19 protein-coding genes are annotated in these 20,737 nt (G+C 68.6%); 8 read left to right on the forward strand and 11 right to left on the reverse strand.

Annotated features, from left to right (window positions below):
• Positions 1–48 precede the first annotated feature (48 nt).
• Positions 49–1,506, reverse strand: coding sequence for an MFS transporter (locus K254_RS0117740; RefSeq protein ID WP_026556495.1), 1,458 nt, complete (start codon positions 1,504–1,506; stop codon positions 49–51).
• 120 nt (positions 1,507–1,626) lie between these two features.
• On the opposite strand from K254_RS0117740, the gene K254_RS0117745 reads away from it, so the two are divergent.
• A complete protein-coding gene (locus K254_RS0117745) occupies positions 1,627–2,100 on the forward strand; it encodes a MarR family winged helix-turn-helix transcriptional regulator (protein WP_026556496.1) in 474 nt (157 codons plus the stop codon).
• A gap of 63 nt (positions 2,101–2,163) precedes the next feature.
• On the opposite strand, the gene K254_RS0117750 is transcribed toward K254_RS0117745, so the two are convergent.
• From K254_RS0117750 to aztB, 5 genes are all read right to left on the reverse strand, one after another.
• Positions 2,164–2,727: a DinB family protein gene (locus tag K254_RS0117750; RefSeq protein ID WP_051389351.1), complete on the reverse strand. Its 564-nt coding sequence runs from the start codon at positions 2,725–2,727 to the stop codon at positions 2,164–2,166.
• Positions 2,728–2,882: 155 nt separating this feature from the next.
• Positions 2,883–4,073, reverse strand: a complete 1,191-nt coding sequence (aztD, locus tag K254_RS0117755) for a zinc metallochaperone AztD (protein WP_026556498.1) — start codon at positions 4,071–4,073, stop codon at positions 2,883–2,885.
• 50 nt (positions 4,074–4,123) lie between these two features.
• Positions 4,124–5,071, reverse strand: a complete 948-nt coding sequence (aztC, locus tag K254_RS0117760; protein ID WP_051389352.1) for a zinc ABC transporter substrate-binding protein AztC — start codon at positions 5,069–5,071, stop codon at positions 4,124–4,126.
• Positions 5,068–6,339 (reverse strand): hypothetical protein, encoded by a 1,272-nt coding sequence (locus K254_RS0117765; RefSeq protein ID WP_035750301.1) that lies wholly within the window; start codon positions 6,337–6,339, stop codon positions 5,068–5,070. The genes aztC and K254_RS0117765 overlap by 4 nt, the downstream gene beginning before the upstream one ends.
• 43 nt (positions 6,340–6,382) lie before the next feature.
• Positions 6,383–7,204, reverse strand: a complete 822-nt coding sequence (aztB, locus tag K254_RS23965; protein ID WP_035750304.1) for a zinc ABC transporter permease AztB — start codon at positions 7,202–7,204, stop codon at positions 6,383–6,385.
• 58 nt (positions 7,205–7,262) lie between these two features.
• Between aztB and aztA the strand changes: the two genes are divergently transcribed.
• The gene (aztA, locus tag K254_RS23970; RefSeq protein ID WP_051389353.1) at positions 7,263–7,982 is read left to right on the forward strand and encodes a zinc ABC transporter ATP-binding protein AztA; all 720 of its coding nucleotides are present in this window, start codon (positions 7,263–7,265) and stop codon (positions 7,980–7,982) included.
• A 192-nt stretch (positions 7,983–8,174) separates the two neighbouring features.
• Positions 8,175–9,191, forward strand: coding sequence for a phosphodiesterase (locus K254_RS0117780; protein WP_026556501.1), 1,017 nt, complete (start codon positions 8,175–8,177; stop codon positions 9,189–9,191).
• On the opposite strand, the gene K254_RS0117785 is transcribed toward K254_RS0117780, so the two are convergent.
• The 3 genes from K254_RS0117785 to K254_RS24975 all read right to left on the reverse strand — a co-directional run bounded on the left by K254_RS0117785 (position 9,169) and on the right by K254_RS24975 (position 12,943).
• Complete coding sequence (locus K254_RS0117785) at positions 9,169–10,788, reverse strand: stealth family protein (protein ID WP_196811002.1); 1,620 nt, start codon at positions 10,786–10,788, stop codon at positions 9,169–9,171. The genes K254_RS0117780 and K254_RS0117785 overlap by 23 nt on opposite strands.
• A 92-nt stretch (positions 10,789–10,880) precedes the next feature.
• Positions 10,881–12,272, reverse strand: coding sequence for an FAD-binding oxidoreductase (locus K254_RS0117790; RefSeq protein ID WP_051389354.1), 1,392 nt, complete (start codon positions 12,270–12,272; stop codon positions 10,881–10,883).
• A 203-nt stretch (positions 12,273–12,475) separates the two neighbouring features.
• The gene (locus K254_RS24975; protein ID WP_051389355.1) at positions 12,476–12,943 is read right to left on the reverse strand and encodes a MarR family winged helix-turn-helix transcriptional regulator; all 468 of its coding nucleotides are present in this window, start codon (positions 12,941–12,943) and stop codon (positions 12,476–12,478) included.
• Positions 12,944–13,187: 244 nt separating this feature from the next.
• On the opposite strand from K254_RS24975, the gene K254_RS0117800 reads away from it, so the two are divergent.
• Both K254_RS0117800 and K254_RS24980 read left to right on the forward strand, forming a co-directional pair.
• Positions 13,188–13,799 (forward strand): hypothetical protein, encoded by a 612-nt coding sequence (locus tag K254_RS0117800; RefSeq protein ID WP_035750306.1) that lies wholly within the window; start codon positions 13,188–13,190, stop codon positions 13,797–13,799.
• 42 nt (positions 13,800–13,841) lie between these two features.
• A complete protein-coding gene (locus tag K254_RS24980) occupies positions 13,842–15,344 on the forward strand; it encodes a LamG-like jellyroll fold domain-containing protein (RefSeq protein ID WP_155848616.1) in 1,503 nt (500 codons plus the stop codon).
• Between the two features lie 28 nt (positions 15,345–15,372).
• Here the strand turns inward: K254_RS24980 and K254_RS23985 are convergent, their stop codons facing one another.
• A complete protein-coding gene (locus tag K254_RS23985; protein ID WP_051389357.1) occupies positions 15,373–15,843 on the reverse strand; it encodes a hypothetical protein in 471 nt (156 codons plus the stop codon).
• Positions 15,844–15,949: 106 nt separating this feature from the next.
• Positions 15,950–16,633: a TetR/AcrR family transcriptional regulator gene (locus K254_RS23990; RefSeq protein ID WP_051389358.1), complete on the reverse strand. Its 684-nt coding sequence runs from the start codon at positions 16,631–16,633 to the stop codon at positions 15,950–15,952.
• 144 nt (positions 16,634–16,777) lie between these two features.
• Between K254_RS23990 and K254_RS0117820 the strand changes: the two genes are divergently transcribed.
• The 3 genes from K254_RS0117820 to K254_RS0117830 all read left to right on the forward strand — a co-directional run bounded on the left by K254_RS0117820 (position 16,778) and on the right by K254_RS0117830 (position 20,663).
• Positions 16,778–18,157: a flavin monoamine oxidase family protein gene (locus K254_RS0117820; protein ID WP_026556505.1), complete on the forward strand. Its 1,380-nt coding sequence runs from the start codon at positions 16,778–16,780 to the stop codon at positions 18,155–18,157.
• A gap of 86 nt (positions 18,158–18,243) precedes the next feature.
• Positions 18,244–19,143: a universal stress protein gene (locus K254_RS0117825; protein WP_026556506.1), complete on the forward strand. Its 900-nt coding sequence runs from the start codon at positions 18,244–18,246 to the stop codon at positions 19,141–19,143.
• Positions 19,140–20,663, forward strand: a complete 1,524-nt coding sequence (locus tag K254_RS0117830) for an APC family permease (protein WP_035750309.1) — start codon at positions 19,140–19,142, stop codon at positions 20,661–20,663. The genes K254_RS0117825 and K254_RS0117830 overlap by 4 nt, the downstream gene beginning before the upstream one ends.
• Positions 20,664–20,737 lie beyond the last annotated feature (74 nt).

Raw genomic sequence — 20,737 nt, forward strand, 5'->3', positions numbered from 1 at the left:
TTTTCGGCGAAAAATGTGCGATAACTGTCACCCAGATGGGTGGTGGGGCTAGGCGTCCTGCAGTTGGGGCGCGTCCTTGGAGGGTGCACCGGCGCCGGGCGTCGTGTCCCTGGCCGGGATGAATGCGGCCAGCACGACGGCGGCCACGGCGGCGATGGCGCCGATCGCAAAGGTGGTGTGGAAGCCTGCCATGGTCGGGACCTGCACAGGCCCCAGGGGCATGGTCATGTTGGCCAGGACCACACCCATGACGGCGGCCGAGGAGGCCGTGCCGAAGGCGCGCATCAGCGAGTTCAGGCCATTGGCCGCGGCGGTTTCCGTCAGCGGCACAGCACCCATGATCAGGGCGGGCATGGCGGCATAGGCCAGGCCGATGCCGGCGCCGATGACCATCGAGGCCGCAATCACCTGCCACACCTCGGCGGTCAGCAGGAACGCCAGCAGGTAGCCCGCGCCGATCACTGCCGCACCGAGCATCAGCGTCACCTTGGGTCCGCGCCGGGTGGTGAGCCGGGCCGAGACGGGGGAGACCAGCATCATCACCAGACCGCCCGGCGCCAGGGCCAGACCGGCCTGGACCATCGTCTGGCCCAGCCCGTAGCCCGTCGCGGAGGGGGACATCAGCAGCTGCGGGAAGGCCAGATTCATGGCGTACATGGCGAAGCCGACGGAGATCGAGGCCAGGTTGGTGAACAGCACCCGGGGCCGGGCGGACACGCGCAGATCCACCAGCGGCGAGGCCACCCGCAGCTCAAAGACGCCCCACAGCACCAGGACGACGGCGGCCGCGGCGAAGAGCCCCAGCGTCAGCGGGCTGTTCCAGCCCCAGTCGGCGCCCTTGGTGATCGGCAGCAGCAGGGCAACGAGCCCCACCATCAGCCCGGCGGCCCCCACGCCGTCGAACTTTGCCGGCGTGCGGACAGGGGACTCCGGCAGCACCAGGGCAACCAGGGCCAGGGCCAGCACGCCCATTCCGGCGGAGGTCCAAAAGAGCACATGCCAGTCGGCGTTCTGGGCGATCAACGCGGCAACGGGAAGGCCAATGGCGCCGCCCACGCCCATGGTGGCGCTCATGGTGGCGACGGCGGAGCCCACCTTTTCGCGCGGCAGCTCGTCGCGCAGGATGCTGATGCCCAGCGGAATCGCACCCGCGGCCAGCCCCTGCAGGATGCGGCCGGCCAGCATCACCGGCAGCGAGCTGGTCACCGCGCACAGGATCGAGCCGAGCGTCAGCAATGCGAGGGAGATGATGAGCATGCGGCGCTTGCCGAACATGTCGCCCAGCCGGCCGCTGATGGGGGTGACGACGGCGCCGGCCAGCAGGGTGGCGGTGATGATCCACGAGGTGTCGGTGGCCGTGGCGTGCAGCAAGACCGGAAGCTGGGGCAGGATCGGAATGACGAGGGTCTGCATGAGCGAGACGACGATGCCGATGAACGCCAGGATGGTGACGATGCTGCGGGGTGAGGTGGATCGTTGCCGGGAAACGGCTGGGGGCTGGACCATGGAGCTCCTGGATGGGAAGGGCTGGCGTGCCGAGTGGCGCTTATGCATCATACACAAGATATGTATCATGCACATGGCTTGGTAGGCTGGGACGTCGAACCACTACGAAAGGCCGCCACGATGCAGGACGCCGATGCCCATCTGGCCGGGATCGAGCACGAAATCATGCTCTTCTCCCGCTACCACCTGCGCCCGCAGCACAACGCGGGTGAAGTCCTGGAGCGGTCCGCCTATGTATTGATGAGCCGCCTGGAGCTGGTGGATCCGATGACGCTGAAGGAACTCTCGACGGCCCTGCGCCTGGACGCCTCCACCATCCACCGCCAAGTGGGCGTGCTGCTGCGCCGCGGGCTGGTGGCCTATGCCGCCGTGGCGCCCGGCGAGGTGGCGCGGCGCATCACCCCGACCGAGGAGGGCCTGGCGGAGCTGGCCGCCACACGCTCGATCTTCGAATCCGGGCTGGGCCGGGTGGTGGAGCATTGGCCCGCCGCCAAGCGCGGCCAGTTCCTGGAGCTGCTGCTGGACTTCAACAAGGATGTGGAGCGGCTCGAGGGAGCCCCCTGGCCCCGCCGCCCCGCCGTCGACCCCAACTAGGTGACAGTTATCGCACATTCCGTGGCCGGGAACGTGCGATAACTGTCACCCAGTTGGGGTGGGTCAGGAGAAGTCCATGCCGGCGTCGGCGCCCATGCTTATGGTGGTGTTGGCGCCGTCGAGCTGCTCGCGGATGATGTCCGCATGGCCGCTGTGCTGGGCAGTCTCGCGCAGCACGTGCAACAGGATCCGCCGGACCGTCCAGTACTCCTTCTCCGGCTGCCACGGGGCAACGGGCAGCGGCACCAGCCTGTCCAGATCATCCAGTGCGGCCAGCGCCGCCGTCGTTGCCGCCGCCGTCGAGTGGTAGGCGGCCAGCAGCTGCTCGAACGTTTCGTCGGGGTGGACGGTGTGCGATTCCATCCCTTCGGCCATATTGAAGACGGCGTTCTCGTCCGGCTCCAGAATGCTCTTCAGCCATCCCGCCTCGGTGGCCGTGACGTGCTTGACCAGGCTGCCCAGCGTCAGCGCACTGTCGGTGCTGTGCGTCCGGGACTGCTCCTCGGTGAGGCCGCGCATCGGGATCAGAAAGGTCCGGCGCTGGTCTGCCAACAATGCCGCAATGTCGGCCAGTTCTCCGCCCAGTCCACGGGCTGGTTCCGTGGTGGAAGGGTGTGGGGGTTCCATCACGGGGCTCTCCTTGGGTCCAGACGTGGGGCCGGCCGGCGCGGCGGCCATCCGGCCCCGCCCCGTCCAGCACCCAACCTAGACCCATGCTGGCCCCGGTGGCAACGAACAAGCCCAACCGGCCGCCGCCTGCCGGATCAGCCGGATCAGCCGGATCAGCCGGTGACGGCGGTGAGCTCGTTGGGCACCTGCGGCAGCGGAGCCGAGGACAGGACCTTGCCGGTGGCCAGGTCCACCGCGTGGATCGTCCGCGTTGCCGGTTCGGTGACGTAGGCGGTGGATCCGTTGACGGTGATCGCGGGACGGGGCTGCTGCCAATCCAGCGGCTCGGTCCAGGTGCCAATGACCGGGATGGTTGCCGCCACGGCCGCTGTGTCCGGGTCGATGACGTGGATGGCGCCGTCGGTGCCCAGCACCAGGACGTCACCCTCCGGGCCGCGGGCCAGCGAGCGGAAGGTGTAGCTGGTGCCCAGCTCCACCAGCCGCAGTTGCTGGGTTGCCGTGTCGATCAGGGACACCGTCTGCGGCCGCTCCAACTCGGCGTCCTTGTCCTTCTTGTAGTCGCCCAGAACCACTGGTGAGGCATCAGAGCCGGCCTGGTTGCCGATCCGGCCGTAGGCGTCGGGGCTTTGGATCTTGGTGATGGTGCCGCCACGGTACACGAGCACGCCGTCCTGGCAGCCCACCACAACCGTTTCGTTGGCGGCCGCCGCTTCGCCATGGACCCCCGGGCACTGCTCGTTGCGGACGATCTCCCTGCGGTCCTTGTCCAGGACCACGATGCCGGTGCGGGATTTTTCATTGCCCAGGGTGGTGACCAGCTCGCCGTTGGCCAGCTCGATGGCGACGCCGTGGTGGGCCTCGGCGGTGGTGTGCACCTCGGTGGCGGGCCGGCCGCCGGCGATGGCCGCGGAATCGAAGATCTCCACCCGCCCGGTGCCGTCGCTGAACAGGACCGTCTTGCCCGCATGGCGCACCACGTGGCCGGGCTTGTTGGCGGGGAACTCGACGTCGGTGAAGGCCGGGACGGGTGCCCCGGCGTCCAGAGCCCGGAACGAGGTGGGCGTGGAGACCAGCACATGGCTGCCGTCGCCCGCCGGGTTGATGCGGGTGAAGCCGTCAAGTTTGATGTCCTGGACCACCGCCAAGGTGGCGGCATCGAGCACCAGGACGCCGCCGTCGTAGGTGGTGATGACGCGCGGCTGGGTGCCCACGGAGGCCGACGACGACGACGGGGCCTCGGCCTGGGGAGTTGTCGCGGCGGCACCGCAGCCGGTGAGCAGTAGGGCCCCGGCGGCCAGTGCGGCGACGGCGGAACGGTGGCGGACGGTGGAGGTGTGTTTCATGATGACCCTTCGGTGGTTGGTGGGTGGTGCTGGTGCATGTGGGGTCCGGCTCAGCCGGCGAGTGCTGTGGTGATGGCTGCGGTGTTGAAGCGCATCATGTCCAGGTAGGTGGCGGCCGGTGAGCCCGCCGGGCCGAGCGATTCGGAGTAGAGCGGAACCACCTCCACTTCCAGCCCTGCCTCCTGGGCCAGGACGTCGACCAGCCGCTGCGGGGAGGCGGTGTCGGCGAAGATGGCGCGCACCCCGGCGTCCCGGATGGCCGTGGCCAGGCTGTCCAGATCCGAGGAGCTGGGGGAGGCCAGCGTGGATCCGCTGGGGATCACTGCGCCCAGGACCCGGAAGCCGAACCGCTGGGCGAGGTAGCCAAAGACATGGTGGTTGGTGACCAGGGTGCGGCGCTCCGGCGCGATGGCGGCAAAGGAGGCCGCCATCGAGGCATCGAGGTCCGCCAACTGCCTTCCGTAGTCGGCCGCCCGCTCCCGGACCACTGCCACGTCCACGCCCGGGACATGCTCGACGACGGCCTCGGCGAGCATCGCCGCCACCGCGGCCATCCGCTGCGGGTCCGTCCAGAAATGCGGATCCTTGGTCGAGGTGGACCGGCCCGCGCCGAAGCCCAGGGGGTTGGCGGCGTCGGTGGCGGCCACCACGGGAACGCCCTGCGCGGCCACCGCCTGAACATGCCGCAGCACGTTTTCCTCCAGCCCCAGTCCGTTGGAGACCACCAGGTCTGCCTGCTCGAGCTGGGCGGCCTGGCGGGCCGAGATCCCAAAGGAATGCGGATCGGCCCCCGCCGGCATGAGCACGACGACGTCGGCCTCGCCCCCGGCAATGGCCGCCGCCACGTCGCCGAGGATGTTGGTGGTGGCGACGATGGTCCCCCTGCCGCCCGCCGTGGACGGACTGCAGGCGGCCATCGCCGCAGCGGCCAGCGGCAGCACCAGCAGGGCGGCAAGGGCACGCTGCCAAGCGCGCACCGCGGGGGCAGGACGCCTCATCGGCCCGTCTCCACCAGCAGGCTGGCGGGATGCCCGGCGTCCAGTGTCCGTGCCGTGCGGAGGGCATCGGCGTAGTCGATTTCGTAGACGGCACCGGTGGCCGGGTCGTTGAGGTAGGCGCGAGAGGTGTCGATGGCCAGTGCGGGGGTGCGCGGTGCCGCACCATCCGGGAGCGCGCCGCCGGGGGCCAGCAGCGGTGTCCGCGCGGTGATGGATCCGGTGGCGGCGTCGCGGGCGGACAGTGCGCCATCCGCGTCCACGGCCAGCACCGTCCGGCCGTCGCCCACCGCCGCGGCAGCCAGCACCGCGGAACCGGTGGGCAGCAGCGTCCAGGCGCCGGCGGCCACATCAAGATGCCAGATCCCCGAGGTGCCGGCCGGGCCGGCCAGTTCATTGGTGCCGGGGCGGTGGGACAGTTGTACGGCGCGCTGCTGCGCGGGCGTGCCGGCGGGGTAGGGGATCTTCCGCCCGGTGAACGTGCCATCATCCTCGGAGACCAGCAGCGCGCCGTCGGCACAGTTGAAGACCACGCCCTTGCGCACCACGGCATGGCCGGCCAGCCCCGGGCAGGCCGGGTCGATGGCGGCCGCCACCGAGTTGTCAGTGGCTCGGATCTCTACGCGGTCCCCGGCCGCGGCCGAATCCTGCGCGCCGCCGGGGATGCTGGCCGCGAAGTGCCCGGCAAACGGGACGACGACGCCGTCGTGCCGCCCGGTGGTGATCCGCACGCTCTCCCGCAGCACGCCGGCGTCCAGATCCTCCCGCTCGAGGATGGCCGCGTAGCCGCCGTCGGCGAAGAATACGGCCACCCTGCCATCGCCGGCCGCCACCCGGGCGGCACCGGCGCCGTCGAGCCGCCCCAGGCCCCGGACCGGGGCACGGTAGTAGTGCTTGTGGTCTCCGTGGTCCACGGCCCAGCCGCCGGCGTCGACCACCTGGACCGTGCCCGTGGCGGCGTTGGCGAGGAAGGCGTATCGGCCGTCCGCGGCCAGTGCCGTGGTGCCGGGGAAGGTGCCGGCCGTCGTGGGGGCGCCATCGACGTCTGTCAGATCGAGAACGGAGGTCCGCCCCGTTGCTGAGTCGACGGTGGCCAGCCGGGTTTGGGGCCCGGCCATCTCCTCGGCGCCGGCAATGTAGCCGTGGACCGGATCTGCTGCCTCGGCGGCGGCGCCTGGTTGCGGTGCACGGCCCGGTGCCGCGGCACAGCCGGCCAGCAGGGCGGCGGTGATGAGCAGAGCTGCGCCGGCCAGGCGCTGGGTTCCCTGCATGAAGAGCTCTCTTTCCATATTCCTAGTGCTAATGAGAATCATTCTAGATTAAGCAGCGACGTGCGGATGACGCCGCGGCCAGCAGGGCGAAGAGGGCCACGGCCGTGGCGGCAATGGTGGCGCCCGCGGCGGTGCCGGCATGCCAGGACACCAGCAGCCCCGTGGCCACGGACAGCGCACCCAATCCGCAGGCCAGGGCCATGATGCCGGGGATGCTCCGCGCCCACAGGGATGCAGCCGCCGCCGGCGCAATCAGCAGGCCGAAGACCAGCAGCGTGCCAACCACCTGGAAGGAGGTGGTGACGGCCAGTGTCACCAGGCCGAGCAGGGCGAAGTGCGCCAGACGCGGACACAGCCCCAGGCTGGCCGCCTTGCGCTCATCAAAGGCCAGGGCGGTGAATGGTCTGTGCATCGCGGCGGCGGCGACGGCGGTGGCAGCCAGTGCGGCAGCGAGCGTGGCCAGATCCTGTCCACGCACCGCCAGGATGTCCCCGAAGAGGAATCCCGCCAGGTCCACGGCAAAGGATTGGGAGCTGGAAATGATGATCACGCCCAGCGAGAGCATGCCCACAAACAACAGTCCGATGCTCGCGTCATGGCCCAGTTTGGTGCTGCGGGCCACGAGCGTGACGCCGGCGGCCATGGCTGCGGCGCTCAGGGCGGCCCCGAGCAGCAGGTTTCCGCCCAGCAGGGAGGCGGTGGCGATGCCCGGAAGCATGCCGTGGGACATGGCATCGCCCAGAAATGACATTCCGCGCACCACGATCCAGGTGCCGACAATGCCGCAGAGCGCCGCCGCCAGGAGTCCGGCCCACAGCGCGCGGCGGACGAAGGCGACGTCAAAGGGTTCAATCAACCAGTCCATGGAGCCAAGAGCCTACACTGATAATGAGAATCAAATGCATTAAGACAAGGATGTGGACATGACAAAGGACCAGACCCCGGCGGCGGTCATCATGGAGCGGGTGGTCTTTGGCCACCCCGGGCAGCGGCTCTTCGACGGCGTGGACCTGCGCATTCCCCGCGGCCAGGCAACCGCCGTCATCGGTTCCAACGGCTCCGGAAAATCGACGCTCCTCTCCCTGCTGGCGGGGACGGTGCGTCCGCAGAAGGGGGCCGTCCGGCATCTGGTGGAAGGCGGCTGCGCGATGGTGGTGCAGCGCAGCAGCGTAGACGACAGGCTGCCGATGTCGGTGCGCCGGTGCGTGGAGATGGGTCGCTGGGCGGACAGGGGACCGTGGGGGCGGCTGCGTCCAAGGGACCGCGAAGTGGTGGCGGACTCGATGGAGCGGCTGGGCATTGCATCATTGGCCGACCGTCAGTTGGGCGAACTCTCCGGAGGGCAGCGCCAGCGGGCCCTCGTGGCGCAGGGCCTGGCCCAGCGGGCCGGGCTGCTCCTGCTCGATGAGCCGGCGGCCGGACTGGACGCCGTGGCCCAGCAGTGGATTTCGGAGGCCGTTGCCGCGGAGGTTGCCCGCGGTGCCACGGTGGTCCAGGCGACCCACGATCTTCAACAGGCCGCGGGCGCCGACTACTGTGTGGTGCTCGACGCCGGGCGGCTGGTGGCGGCCGGGCCGCCCGGGCAGGTGCTCGCCCAGAACCGGTTGGCGCCGGACAGCGCCCTGTCGGCCCCAACTAGGTGACAGTTATCGCACGTTCCGGGCCGCGGAATGTGCGATAACTGTCACCTAGTTGGGCCGCGGGCGGGGTGTGGCGATGGAAATGTTTTCCTTATTGCCGCCTTGTGTTTGCCGCCGGGCGGCCCGGACTCTGGTTGGATGAGGGGAAGCCGAAGCTACATCCGGGGTTCCGCCCCCATTCGATCAGAGGCAGCAATGAAGCGCATCGAGGCCGAACACCCCCGGCCACGCCATTTCCTTCTCCATCTCAGCGACACCCATCTTCTGGGCAGCGGGGCCCCGCTCTACGGGGCGGTGGACAGCGCAGCACGGCTGAGGCAATTGTTCACCGAGCTCGCCGCCTCGGGTTCCCGGCCCCAGGCCGTGGTGGTCACGGGCGATCTGGCCGACAAGGGCGAACCCGCTGCCTACGCCACCCTGCGGAGCATTGTGGAACCCGCCTGTGTGCAGATGGGCGCGAAGATCATTTGGGCGATGGGCAACCACGACGACCGGGCGCACTTCCGGGCCGCACTGTTGGACGCACCGCTGGGCGCGCCAGCCGCCCCCGGGCAGACGTCGGGAGCGGCCGACGGCGGCCGGGTTCCGGGCCATGCGCCGGGGCCGGTGGCGGATCCGATGGCCCCCGTTGACCACTGCCACTATGTGGACGGCCTGCGCATCATCACCCTGGACACCACCGTGCCAGGGTTCCACCACGGCGAACTCAGCCCGGAGCAGCTGCACTGGCTTGCCGATGAGCTCTCGACGCCTGCCCCCGATGGGACGGTCCTCGCGCTGCACCACCCGCCCGTGCCCAGCGTGCTGGATCTGGCGGTGCTGGTGGAATTGCGCGGCCAGGCGGCCCTGGCCGAGGTGCTGCGGGGATCTGATGTGCGGATCATCCTGGCGGGGCATCTGCACTATTCGACCACCGCGATGTTTGCCGGCATCCCCGTGTCGGTGGCCTCGGCGACCTGCTACGCCCAGGACCTCAATGTCCCCACCGGGGGGACCCGCGGCCAGGACGCCGGCCAGTCCTACAATCTGGTCCACCTCTACGAGCACACGGTGGTCAGTTCCGTGGTGCCGCTGGGCAGTGCCGCAACGGTGGGCGAATATGTCGACGCCGCCGAGACCCAGCGCAGGCTGGCGGCGGCGGGCATCACCATTCCGGAGCGCTCCGCGCAGCACCCGCCCAGCCGGCGCGCTACTTCTCCCAGGGTGCCTTGATCGGGAAGTACTTTTGCAGGAAGTCCGTCACCAGCGCGGCCCGCTCGTCGGCAGCCACCTCGGGGAAGCTGCCGTCATTGAGGCAGAAGAAGTCCGCGTTGCGCTTGGCCAGCAGCCGCGGCAGATAGGTCAGTCCGGCGCGCATCGTGGTGTCGATGTAGCGGACCTTGGCGTCTGTCTCGGTGACGGCCCGCCCGGTGAGCAGCGCGTAGTAGTGGTAGAGCGAGTTGGTCACGGAGATGTTGTCCGCCGCCCGGAAGGTGCTCGCCGCCGTGGCGGCAAATTCCTCGGGGAACTCGTTTTCCAGTTCCGCCATCACGGAGCGGCGCAGCGGTGCGGCCGAATGCTCCAGGTGCCGGGTGGTGATCCGGCCGAACCGGTTCCAGAGCAGCCGCCGGTTGACCCGGGCCGCGTTTTCAAAGCCGCTGCGATCGGCGTCGCTCTCGCCCAGGCCAATCCTGGTCTGTGCCCGGATGAAGCGGGTGATGCCGCCGGGGGTGAAGAACATCTCGGGGCTGATGGAGCGGCCAAAAAACATGTCGTCATTGGAATATAGGAAGTGCTCGGCCAGCCCATCGATATGGTGCAGCTGGCATTCCACGGCCTGCGAATTGTGGGTGGGCAGCACGGAGGGGTCGGCAAAGAACTCCTCGCTGCGGACAATCGTCACGCCCGGGTGCTCGGCCAGCCACGACGGCGCGGGGGAATCGGTGGCAATGAAGATCCGGCGCACCCAGGGCGCGTACATGTAGATCGAGCGCAGCGCGTACTTGAGCTCGTCGATCTGGCGGAAACGGGCCTCGTGGTCGTCTCCCTCGCCCAGAATGGCATCGGCCTCGCGGGCGCGGCGGGCGGCCTGGTATTCGGGGGAGCTGCCGTCCACCCAGGAAAAGACCACGTCTATGTCGAAACGGATGTCCGAGGCGTGGTCGGCAAACATGTTCTCGATGGTGGGCCAGCTGCGGCCATAGCGTTCCACAGTGCCGCGGACCGCCTCCTGGGCCGGCAGGATCCGCCGGGTCAGGGAGTTCTCCATGGGCAGGACCAGCTCGGGCCCCTCGAAGCTCCACAGTTCCAGCTGGACGCCCAGGGATGCGCCGTAGACCAGCCCACCCTCCGGCTCCACCCGCGGGCGGTACAGCCGTACGATCCGCGATTTGCGGTTCCTGGCCAGCTCGCCGTCGGCCACCAGCAGCGAAGACTTCTTCTTGGCGTCAACCGTGATGGAGTAGAACGGCTCATTCTGGCAGGCCGCCGCCAGGGCCGCGCGCAGGGCCTTGCGATGCTTCCAATCCACGGCCAGCACCGGACGTTCACCATTGCCGCGCACCAGCAGGTAGGTGATGCCGGCACCGTCGAGGGCATCCCGGAGGAACAGCAGATCCTCCACCATCGCCTCGGACGGGGTGGTGCCGGTGTTCAGCAGCGCGTACCGCCCGCGGTAGCGGATGACGTCGTTCCGCGTGGTCAGGCGTACGACGGCGGCCGGCGACGTTTCTTCAACGAGGTGGCGTTCGTCGCCGTCGGAGGGGCTGCCGAAGTAGACGTCTGGCTGGTCGGGCGCTTCTGTAATGGGGAATCTCCAAGGCTTGGGCACTAAGTGCTGTTTCTTGAATCGTAGCCCCGTTCCAGTCCGGTCGTTCCGCGGGGGCTGCCGCTCCGGGGGATTGTGACCCCGGCACGGATTGTTCAGACGCGCACCGGGACCTGGCCCAGCCGGAAGACGTGGTCCGGATCGTAGTGCGACGCCAGCTGGGCCAGCCGGGAGAGCGACGCCGGACTGTAGCTGGCGGCGAAACCGGCGGCCCCGGCCCCGACGGCAAAGTTGGGCAGCATGGTTCCGGGGCTCCATGCGGACATGGCGCCGTGGATCCCGCGGGCATTCCCGGCCACGTCCGGAAGGTCCGGCGGCGGGGCAATGCCCACCGAGTACAGGGCGTAGCCGACGCCGCGGTGCGAGAAGGCGCTGGGCACCTCCGGTTCGCGGGCCAGGGCGCCGCCCAGTTGGCGGACCTCCACCACCGTCTGGCGCGACGCCGACGCCGGCCCGGCCCCTGCGAGCAGCGCGTCCACCGCGGGGGCGGAGAAATCGGCCAGCATGGAGCCGTATTCCGATGCGGGAATGCTTTCCTCCGGGTCCGCGTGCACCATGCCGATCTGCGCATAGGGCATGGTGCCCACGGCATCGATCAGCAGCCTGCCGGCGGCACGCATGGGCGCCAGGACCCGGGCGCCGTCGTCGGCCCCGCCGGTGTAGACAAACCGGACGGCGGCGGTGAACCGGCCGGCCAGCGGCGCGGGGATCCCGGGGATCTCGGGAAGCTGCATCAGCGCCAGGGAGGTGGTGGCCTCGGCCGGGAGCGTGGGGCACCACTGGCTCCACAGCAGCGCCACGTCCGCCACGCTGTCCGCGTCGAAGTACAAGGCGCCGGCATAGATCTCGGGCTGGTCCAGCAGATCGAACTCGACGGCCGTCACAATGCCCAGCGACCCCTTGCCGCCACGCAGCCCCCAGAAGAGGTCCGGCTCCGACCTCGCCGTCGCATGGCGGATCTGCCCATCTCCGGTGACCACGTCGAAGGAGCGCACGCGGTCCGAGGCCGCCCCGTGGCTGCGGACCAGCGGTCCGATGCCGCCGCCGGTGGTGTAGCCCACCACGCCCACGCCCGGGGCGGAGCCGCACAGGGCGCCGCGGCGTTCCCCCGCAGCGTCGGCCAGGACCGTCGACCAGCGCACGCCGGCACCGGCCCGGGCCCACCCATCGGGGTGGAGGGTGCATTCATCCAGGGCGCCGGTGTGGACCAGGAGGGCGCCGTCAAGATCGCTGGCAATGCCGTGCCCGGTGGCCTGGACCGCCACGGGCATCCCGGCGGCCGCGGCAAACTTCACGGTCTCGGCAACATCCCTGGCGGTGGCGGCCGCCACCACAACTGCTGGCCGGGTGGCCACGGCGACGTTCCACGGCATGGCCAAGGCGGCGTAGCGCGGATCGCCGGGCTCATGCAGCTGCCCGGCCAGGTGCTGGCGCAGCGGCTCAAAATCCTCGTCGGGCTGTGGATGTTCGGGTTCGAAAACGGCCATGATCGTCCTCCCGGTGCGGGTGGCCGCGTGCCCTGCACCGTGTTGATCCTCTGCTGTGACGGCCCGTGGCAGCCACGGGGAGAGGTGCCATCCGGGGCGGGAGCGGCCCTTGTCCTAGGGTGGCATCAACGGCCCCGGCCCGCCAGAGGCTGCAGCAAAAGCTCTCGTCAGGGACCGCCCGCGGGGTTGGTCCCTGGTGGTGCTCAGCGCGCTGGGGGCGCGTTCTTCCCCGGCATTGCGGCGTCCAGCGAGGACAGCAGGGCCTGGATGAACTCCGTCTGTGTCTCCAGGACGCTGTCGGGGGCGGACTGGAACGCTTCAGCCACGGCGTCGATGTAGAGCCGGGACATCCATTTCATGGCCTGCCGTCCCCCGGGCGTGAGCGCCAGGAGAACACTCCGCCTATCGGTCGGGTGCGGATGGCGCGTCATCAGACCGGACCGTTCAAGCCTGTCGATCATCGTGGTCATCGAACCAGTGGTCAGATCCATCAGCTCGGACAGCTTCTTGGGGGTCAGGTTCTCGTGGTCGGCCGCATGGTTCAGCGCATTCAACTCCGCCATGCTGATGCCGAGTTCCTTGGCGATCGCGGACCTCAGATTGCCGCTGGTGAGTTGGAGGCGGCGCAGCAATGAAACGAACGGGATGTATTCAGCTGCGGTGCTGGTCATGGCAGACGGTCCTTCTATAGCTTGATTGCAAAGTTACCCTACTATAGCTGTATTTTGCTGTGCCACGCATCCCCTGTAGATGGGGATATCCACGCGGTTTTTGATGAAGTAGCTTGATGGAAAAGTAGCTCTTTGGAAATAAAGCTTGACAGCCAAGCAATTATTGATAGTCTGGTTATCGAACCCGCGCCGGAGCGTTCGGTTCACCCCCGGTCTCAATAGCTTCCTACTCCCAGGAGTCATCATGCGTTCCTCACACCGCGCAGCGCGCATCGCAAAATTCGCAGTCCTGCCCGCCGCCCTGCTGGTCAGCGCCCTGGCAGTGTCACAGGCCTCGTACTCGGCCTTCAGCGCAACCACCAACAATGCCGGCAACAGCTGGGAATCGGGCACACTGGCACTGGCCAACAACGCGTCCGGCACGGCACTGTTCACTGCCACCGCGATCAAGCCCGGCGACACGGGAAGCAAGTGCATCACCGTCTCCACCTCCGCCACCGTGCCCAGCACCCTGAAGCTGTACGCCGCTGCGGGCTACAGTGCCGGTGCCAATAGCCTGGGCGACCACATCAATGTCACCGTCTCCAGCGGCACGCTCCCCGGCACCACGACGACCCCGGGGGACTGCACCGGCTTCACCGGTTCAGTGGTGGTCCCGTCCACCAACACGCTGACCACTTTCGCCGCGGCCAAGACGAGCTACGCGACCGGCGCCGATTCGTTCGCCCTGCCGGCGGGTGGGACCCGCACCTACAAGATCGACTGGACCTTCACCTCGACAGGGTCCCCCGCAACCGACAACCCGCTCCAGGGCAACACCGCCTCGATCGGCTTCACCTGGGAATCCCAGAGCTAGACCACCCCGCCCACCGCCCGACCCACCACCCAGGAGCCGGCCATGCACCCTCCAGAGCAAGCCCCCGCTCTGGGGGGTGTACTGGCCTCCGGGCACCCGGCAGCAGCCGCTGAACCTTCCGAAGTCATGGCCTGGCTGCGGGTTCTTGGCGCCGCTGTGGGGCGGGCGCTGCTGATGGTGGTCGTGATCATGGCGGCCTGGGCAGCCGCGCCGGCCCTGTGGGGCTGGCAGTCCACCACAGTGGTCAGCGGTTCAATGGAACCGGCGATCTCCGTCGGTGATGTGGTGGTCGCCATGCCGGTGGGGGCCAACGTCCTGACTCCGGGGCGGGTGGTTCTGGTGGATGATCCCGACCATTCCGACCGCCTGCGTCTGCACCGCATTGTGGCTGTGGACCCGGACGGCTCGCTGGTCCTGAAGGGCGATGCCAACGCCACCAGGGATTCCTCGACCGTGTGGGCTTCGGCCGTCCACGGTGTGGGCTTCATCAGGGTCCCCATGATTGGGCTCCCGATCGTCTGGACCAGGTCGGGCCAATGGATCAAGGTGGCCGCCGCCGCCGGCGTGCTGGCCGGGGCTCTGGCCCTGTCCACGTTGGACAGGTCCCAGTCCAGGGGCCGGCGCCGGACGGAGGGGGAGGCCTCGCGGCATCCCCGGCCCGGCGATGCCGCCTCCGCCCGGGGGGCCGGCAGGGCCGTCTCGGTGCTGCTGGTGCTCGGCGGTGCCGCGGGACTGGCCTGGGTGCCATTGGCGGGGGCATCCACCGCCCACGCGGCGTTCTCCGGGACCATCCCCAACGCCGCCAACACGCTGGCGGCCCGGCCGTACTTCAGCTGCACGGCGGCCGTCCTGGCCGATTCGCCGTCCCTGTTCTTCGCCTTCAACGACGATCCCAAACCGCCCAAGACCGTCACGGATAGTTCCACCAACAAGGTGGATGGCCAGTTCCAGAAGAATGAATCCCTCTCCACCGCCGTGCCCTGCAGCGGTGACACCCGCCAGAACCCGGCGCTGAGCCGAAGCGCGGACCTCGACGACAAGCACTACATTTCCACCGGCGGGTCCGGTATCGCAGGCCCCGCCGTGTTCAGCTGTGAGATGTGGTTCAAGACCACATCCGCCACGGGTGGGAAGCTGGCTGGATTCCAGACCACCCAGGACAAGGACACGGGCACGAGCGACAGGAATCTGTACATGCTTTCCGACGGCCGCCTGGTGTTCGGCATTGCCCCCGGTGGTGCCAAGACGACCATCGCCTCACCGTCGGGGTACAAGGATGGGCTGTGGCACCACGCTGCCGTGACGCTTTCCGCCGCGGGGATGAAGCTCTACGTTGACGGCGCCGTCGTGGCGTCAAACGCGGGCGCCACCACGGCCCAAGCCGCCTCCAGTGGCTGGTGGCGCTTCGGCGATGGCGATCTCGCCGGCTGGCCCTTGGCCGGTGCCACGGCGTTCACCGGCCAAGTGGACAACATCGCCGTCTACAACGGAGTTGCCCTGACCCCGGCGCAGGTTCTGGCGCACTACGTGGCGGGCGCACCCTAGCGCGGCCCGCCGCGCCAGTGGAATCGCTCTAGTGCCTGGCGGCGGCCCCGGCCCTCGCGGCGGCCAGCTTTGCCTGGACCGCGGCCCTGGGCCGGTGGCGGCGGTCAAAGAGCAGCGCGACGCCGATGCCCACCAGCCAAATGTCCTTGGCCATGGCCATCCCCGCCGGGGTGGGGCGGATGCCGTCCGCCTCGGTCATGCCCGGGGTCTTGAGGTACATGGCAAAGAGCCCGCCGGAGAATCCGCCCAGAAGCAGCCCCGCGAGCCGGGAGGGGATGAAGGGAGCCAGCACTGCGGCGCCGACGCCGATTTCGGCCAGGGCAAGGAGCTTGCCAAACCTCTCCGGATCCAGATCCTTCACCTGGGGGATGACATGGCTTGCCGCGGCCTGCAGGCCGGCGGCATGCTCCTTCTCCAGCGAGAGTTTGCCGACGCCGGAATTGAGGATGAAGGCGCCCGAAACGAGGCGGAGTGCGGCGTGGCTGATGCTGAATCCCATGGTGGTCTCCTGAGCTGGTGCGGTTTGTGCCATCCCGGTCCAGCCTAGGCAGGGCGGCTGCCCAGCGCCAGAGGGCGGCCGGGGCGCCCCAACGGAGGGCCCGGCGCTATGCCCGGGGCAGCCACCGGGGCGCGAGGCCGGAAATCATGGCGTCCAGCCCGACGGCGAAGGCCGCATCGGCGTTGGAGTGGCCCAGGGTGTTGCTCCGCGCTGCCACGGCTCCGGCAAACTGCGGCGTGGTCTCGGCAAGGTCGCCGGAATCGAAAATATTGTCCGGAGCATTGACGTCGTAGGCGGAACCGTAGATGAATGATTCCAGGGCGACGACGGCGTCGATGATGTTCCCGCGCGGCCAGCCGGCGTCGGCAAAGCCCGCCGTCACGGCCTCGTACATCCGCACCGTCTTGGGCGCATTGGTGACGGGGAGCAGGGCGATGACGGGGATCAGGGGGATGTGGTGGGCGAAGATGTCCCGATAGGAGTGGGCCCAGCGGCGGACCGCGTCCTCCCACCCAAGTGTGGCAAAGCCGGAGACGTCCACCATGTCCATCAGGTGGTCCTCCACCAGCAGCAGCACATCCTGTTTGGACGACACATGGTTGTACAGGGCGGAGGGGGCGACGCTGAGCATCCTGGCCAGGGCGGACATGGTCAGCCCCTTGTAGCCGTCGCGGCCAATCAGCTTCAGGGCACCCTGGGTGATCCGCTCCGGACCCAGCAAGGCCCGCGGCGGACGACCGGCCCGCCGCCGCTGCGGCGCGGACTGCTCCGGCGCCGAATTCCCATCCACCTGGACTGCCCCCTTGTCTAGCGGGCCGGAAGAAGTTTTCCGTTCCCTCTTTACGCACCAACGTGTTCCGCGTTACAGTCTAGTCTAAATGAACGTCATTCATTTAGTGAAGCCAGTCACCGGCGGATCTGCGGAGAGGAAAACATGCAGAACACACAGGCCATCGAGCGCGACGTCGTCATCATCGGCGCGGGGCCCTCGGGATTGACGGCGGCCCACGAGCTGCGCAAGGCCGGCCTCAGCGTGGCCGTTCTGGAGGCCCGCGACCGCGTGGGCGGACGCACCTGGAGCAACACCATTGACGGCGCGTGGCTGGAAATCGGCGGCCAGTGGGTCTCCCCGGACCAGGAGGCGCTCATCGGCCTGCTGGGGGAGCTGGGCCTGGACACCTACTCCCGCTACCGCGAGGGGGAGAGCGTCTACATCGCCCCCGACGGCACGCGGACCCGCTACACCGGTGAGATGTTCCCGGTCAGCGAGGTCACCGAGAAGGAAATGAACAAGCTCATTGCCACCTTGGATGAGCTCGCCGCCGCCATGGATCCGGCCCGGCCGTGGGAGCACCCGCAGGCCCGCGAGCTGGACACCATCTCCTTCCACCACTGGCTGCGCAGCCAGTCCGGCGACGAGGAGGCCTGCAACAACATTGGCCTGTTCATCGCCGGTGGCATGCTGACCAAGCCCGCGCACGCTTTCTCCGCCCTTCAGGCGGTGCTGATGGCCGCCTCCGCAGGCTCCTTCTCCAACCTGGTGGACGAGGACTTCATCCTGGACAAGCGTGTGGTGGGCGGCATGCAGGGTGTGTCCCTGGCCCTGGCCGCCAAGCTGGGCGAGGACGTCATTCTCAATTCCCCGGCGCGCACCGTGCGCTGGAGCGGGAACGACGGCGACTGGCGCGTCACCGTGGAGGGCGACAACGCCACCGTGACAGCCAAGCGCGTGGTCATGGCCGTGCCGCCGAACCTCTACTCGCGCGTCTCCTTCGACCCGCCGCTTCCCCGCCGCCAGCACCAGATGCACCAGCACCAGTCCCTGGGCCTGGTTATCAAGGTCCACGCCGTCTACGAGACGCCGTTCTGGCGCGGGGCCGGCCTGTCCGGCACGGGCTTCTCCGCCTCCTCGCTGGTCCAGGAGGTCTATGACAACACCAACCACGAGGACCCCCGCGGCACGCTGGTGGGCTTCGTCTCCGATGAGAAGGCCGACTACGCCTTCTCCCTCAGCGCCGAGGACCGCAAGAAGGAAATCACCGCCTCGCTGGCGCACTTCCTGGGTGATGAGGCGCTGGAGCCGGTGGTCTACTACGAGTCCGATTGGGGCTCGGAGGAGTGGACCCGCGGGGCCTACGCCTCCAGCTACGACCTTGGCGGCCTGCACCGCTACGGCATGGACCAGCTCACCCCCGTGGGCCCCATCCACTGGAGCTCCTCCGATCTGGCGGCCGAGGGCTACCAGCACGTTGACGGCGCGGTCCGGATGGGCCAGTACACCGCAGCAACCCTGGTGGCCTCGCTCAAGGGCTGAGCCGATCCACCCCTGGCCGGGCCCGCACGGGCCCGGCCATCCAGCACCAACCGGCCGTTGAGCACCAACCGTCCAAGGAGGACCGCATGAGGTACGTAGTGGGATATTCCGCCACCGACAGGGGCTGCGATGCGGTCAATCTGGCGGTGGCCCTGGCCCGGCGGCAGGGCGCCCACCTGGATCTGGTCATGGTGGTCCCCGAGGACTCGCCCTACGCCGTGGTGTATCCGCCGGACGCGGGCTTTGAAAGCATCCTGACCGAGCAGATCAAGAAGTGGCTGGACGAGGCCGTGGCCCTGGTGCCGGAGGATGTGCCGGTGCAGGCGCACATCCGCAAGGGCGAATCCGAGGCCGGTGCGCTGATCGCCGCCGCCGAGGAGTTCTCCGCCGGGCTGCTGGTCATCGGTGCCAGCAGCTACGGCATCTTCAAGCGGTTCACCATCGGCTCCGTGGCCAGCGCACTGCTGCACGCCTCGACGGTTCCGGTGGCCCTGGCCCCGGCCGGGTACAGCCGCACCGAACCCATCACCCGGCTCACCTGCGGGCTGGGCACCCGCCCCGGCGCCGAGGACGTGCTGCACGTCGCCGTCGCGATGGCGGCCCGCCGCTCACTGCCGCTGCGGCTGGTCTCCCTGGTCGCCCTGGATGCCAACTCCACCGAGACCACCGTCTCCGACGCCCAGGCACACCTGGACGCTGTCGTCCGTTCCAGCCCCACGGTGGATGCCGCCGTGCTGGAGAACCTCAAGCCCGACGTCGTCGTCGGCCAGGGCCGGAGCATCGAGAACGCCGTCGACAACCTGGGCTGGGACGACGGCGAAGTCCTCATGATCGGCTCCAGCCGGCTGGCCCAGACCAACTCCATCTTCCTGGGCTCCACGGCCAATCGGATCCTGCGCTCGCTGCCGGTGCCGATGATCGTGGTGCCCCGCCACTACGCCACCGGCCACAACACCGGCACGGCACAGAACGAGGTGACATTGTGAGTGCAGAAGCTCTCAAATCCCGGGATTCCGGAGGCCTGAGCGAGAAGGGCCTCAAGGCCGGCTCCGTGGGCCTGATCGGCGCCGTCGTCATCGGCGTCTCCTGCATCGCCCCGGCCTACACGCTGACGGCGGCCCTGGGCCCCACCGTCTCGGAGGTGGGCGTGCAGCTGCCGGCCATCTTCCTGGTCGGGTTCATCCCGATGCTGCTGGTGGCGCTGGGCTACCGCGAGCTGAACAACGCCATGCCCGACGCCGGCACCTCCTTCACCTGGGCCTCGCGCGCCTTTGGACCGTGGATCGGGTGGATGGGTGGCTGGGGGCTGATCGCCGCCACCATCATCGTGCTCTCCAACCTGGCGGCCGTGGCGGTGGACTTCTTCTACCTGATGCTGGCACAGATCTTCAACAACCCTGAGCTGGCGGATCTGAGCACCATCCTGCCGCTGAACATCGCCACCACGCTGGTGTTCATTGCCTTGGCCTGTTGGATTTCCTACCGCGGCATGGAGACCACCAAGTCCTTCCAGTACGTGCTGGTGGCCTTCCAGCTGCTGGTGCTGGGCTGGTTCGCCATCGCCGCCTTCAGCCATGTGGCCAACGGCACGGCCTTCGACGCCACGGCCATCTCCCCGGACTGGTTCAACCCGTTCGCCGTCGGATCCTTCTCCCAGTTTGCCGCCGGCGTCTCGCTGTCGATCTTCATCTACTGGGGCTGGGACGTCACCTTGACCATGAACGAGGAGACCAAGAACCCGGAGAAGACCCCGGGCCGCGCTGCCACCGTCACGGTGCTGGTGATTGTGGTCATCTACATGACGGTTGCCCTGGCCACGCTGTCCTTCGCGGGCATCGGCGACACCGGGCTGGGTGCCGGGAACCCGGAGAACCAGGGCAGCATCTTTGCTGTCCTCGCCGGGCCGGTGATGGGGCCGTTCGCGATCCTGATGTCGCTGGCCATTCTCAGCAGCTCCGCCGCCTCGCTGCAGTCCACCTTCGTCTCCCCGGCGCGCACCCTGCTCTCGATGGGCCACTACCGGGCCCTGCCAGCGAGCTTCGGCAAGATCAGCCCGCGGCACAAATCGCCCAGCTACGCCACGATCGCCTCGGCCATCGCCGCCGCCGGGTTCTATGTGCTGACGCGGACCCTGAGCGAGAACGCGCTGTGGGACACCATCACCGCCCTGGGCATGATGATCTGCTTCTACTACGGCATCACGGCTCTGGCCTGCGTCTGGTACTTCCGGGCCGAGGTCTTCAGCAGCGCCCGGGCCTTCTTCTTCAAGTTCCTGGCCCCGCTGGTGGGCGGCGTGATCCTGCTGGTGATGTTCGTCAAGACGGCCATCGATTCCATGGACCCCGAATACGGTTCCGGCTCGGAGATTGGCGGCGTGGGTCTGGTGTTCATCCTGGGTGCCGGCGTGATCCTGCTGGGAGTGGTGCTGATGCTCATCATGTACAAGAAGAACCCCGAGTTCTTCAAGGGACAGATCCTGTCCCGCGGCAAGGAGACGGTGGCCTGACAGCTGCTGCTCCTGCACCAACGAAAACCGCGTCCGTTCCCACCCTGTCAAAGGGGTGGGGACGGACGCGGTTT

Source organism: Arthrobacter sp. 35W (assembly GCF_000482545.1).
In the GTDB taxonomy this organism is placed as follows: domain Bacteria; phylum Actinomycetota; class Actinomycetes; order Actinomycetales; family Micrococcaceae; genus Specibacter.

Bases quoted from the DNA above. Each gene is read 5' to 3' on its own strand.
- K254_RS0117800 (WP_035750306.1), top strand. From the start codon at position 13,188: ATGCGTTCCTCACACCGCGCAGCGCGCATCGCAAAATTCGCAGTCCTG.
- K254_RS0117790 (WP_051389354.1), bottom strand. From the start codon at position 12,272: ATGGCCGTTTTCGAACCCGAACATCCACAGCCCGACGAGGATTTTGAG.
- K254_RS23985 (WP_051389357.1), bottom strand. From the start codon at position 15,843: ATGGGATTCAGCATCAGCCACGCCGCACTCCGCCTCGTTTCGGGCGCC.
- K254_RS0117820 (WP_026556505.1), top strand. From the start codon at position 16,778: ATGCAGAACACACAGGCCATCGAGCGCGACGTCGTCATCATCGGCGCG.
- aztC (WP_051389352.1), bottom strand. From the start codon at position 5,071: ATGAGGCGTCCTGCCCCCGCGGTGCGCGCTTGGCAGCGTGCCCTTGCC.
- aztA (WP_051389353.1), top strand. From the start codon at position 7,263: ATGACAAAGGACCAGACCCCGGCGGCGGTCATCATGGAGCGGGTGGTC.
- K254_RS0117765 (WP_035750301.1), bottom strand. From the start codon at position 6,339: ATGCAGGGAACCCAGCGCCTGGCCGGCGCAGCTCTGCTCATCACCGCC.
- K254_RS24980 (WP_155848616.1), top strand. From the start codon at position 13,842: ATGCACCCTCCAGAGCAAGCCCCCGCTCTGGGGGGTGTACTGGCCTCC.
- K254_RS0117745 (WP_026556496.1), top strand. From the start codon at position 1,627: ATGCAGGACGCCGATGCCCATCTGGCCGGGATCGAGCACGAAATCATG.
- K254_RS0117825 (WP_026556506.1), top strand. From the start codon at position 18,244: ATGAGGTACGTAGTGGGATATTCCGCCACCGACAGGGGCTGCGATGCG.
- K254_RS24975 (WP_051389355.1), bottom strand. From the start codon at position 12,943: ATGACCAGCACCGCAGCTGAATACATCCCGTTCGTTTCATTGCTGCGC.
- aztD (WP_026556498.1), bottom strand. From the start codon at position 4,073: ATGAAACACACCTCCACCGTCCGCCACCGTTCCGCCGTCGCCGCACTG.
- K254_RS0117740 (WP_026556495.1), bottom strand. From the start codon at position 1,506: ATGGTCCAGCCCCCAGCCGTTTCCCGGCAACGATCCACCTCACCCCGC.
- K254_RS0117750 (WP_051389351.1), bottom strand. From the start codon at position 2,727: ATGGAACCCCCACACCCTTCCACCACGGAACCAGCCCGTGGACTGGGC.
- K254_RS0117780 (WP_026556501.1), top strand. From the start codon at position 8,175: ATGAAGCGCATCGAGGCCGAACACCCCCGGCCACGCCATTTCCTTCTC.
- aztB (WP_035750304.1), bottom strand. From the start codon at position 7,204: ATGGACTGGTTGATTGAACCCTTTGACGTCGCCTTCGTCCGCCGCGCG.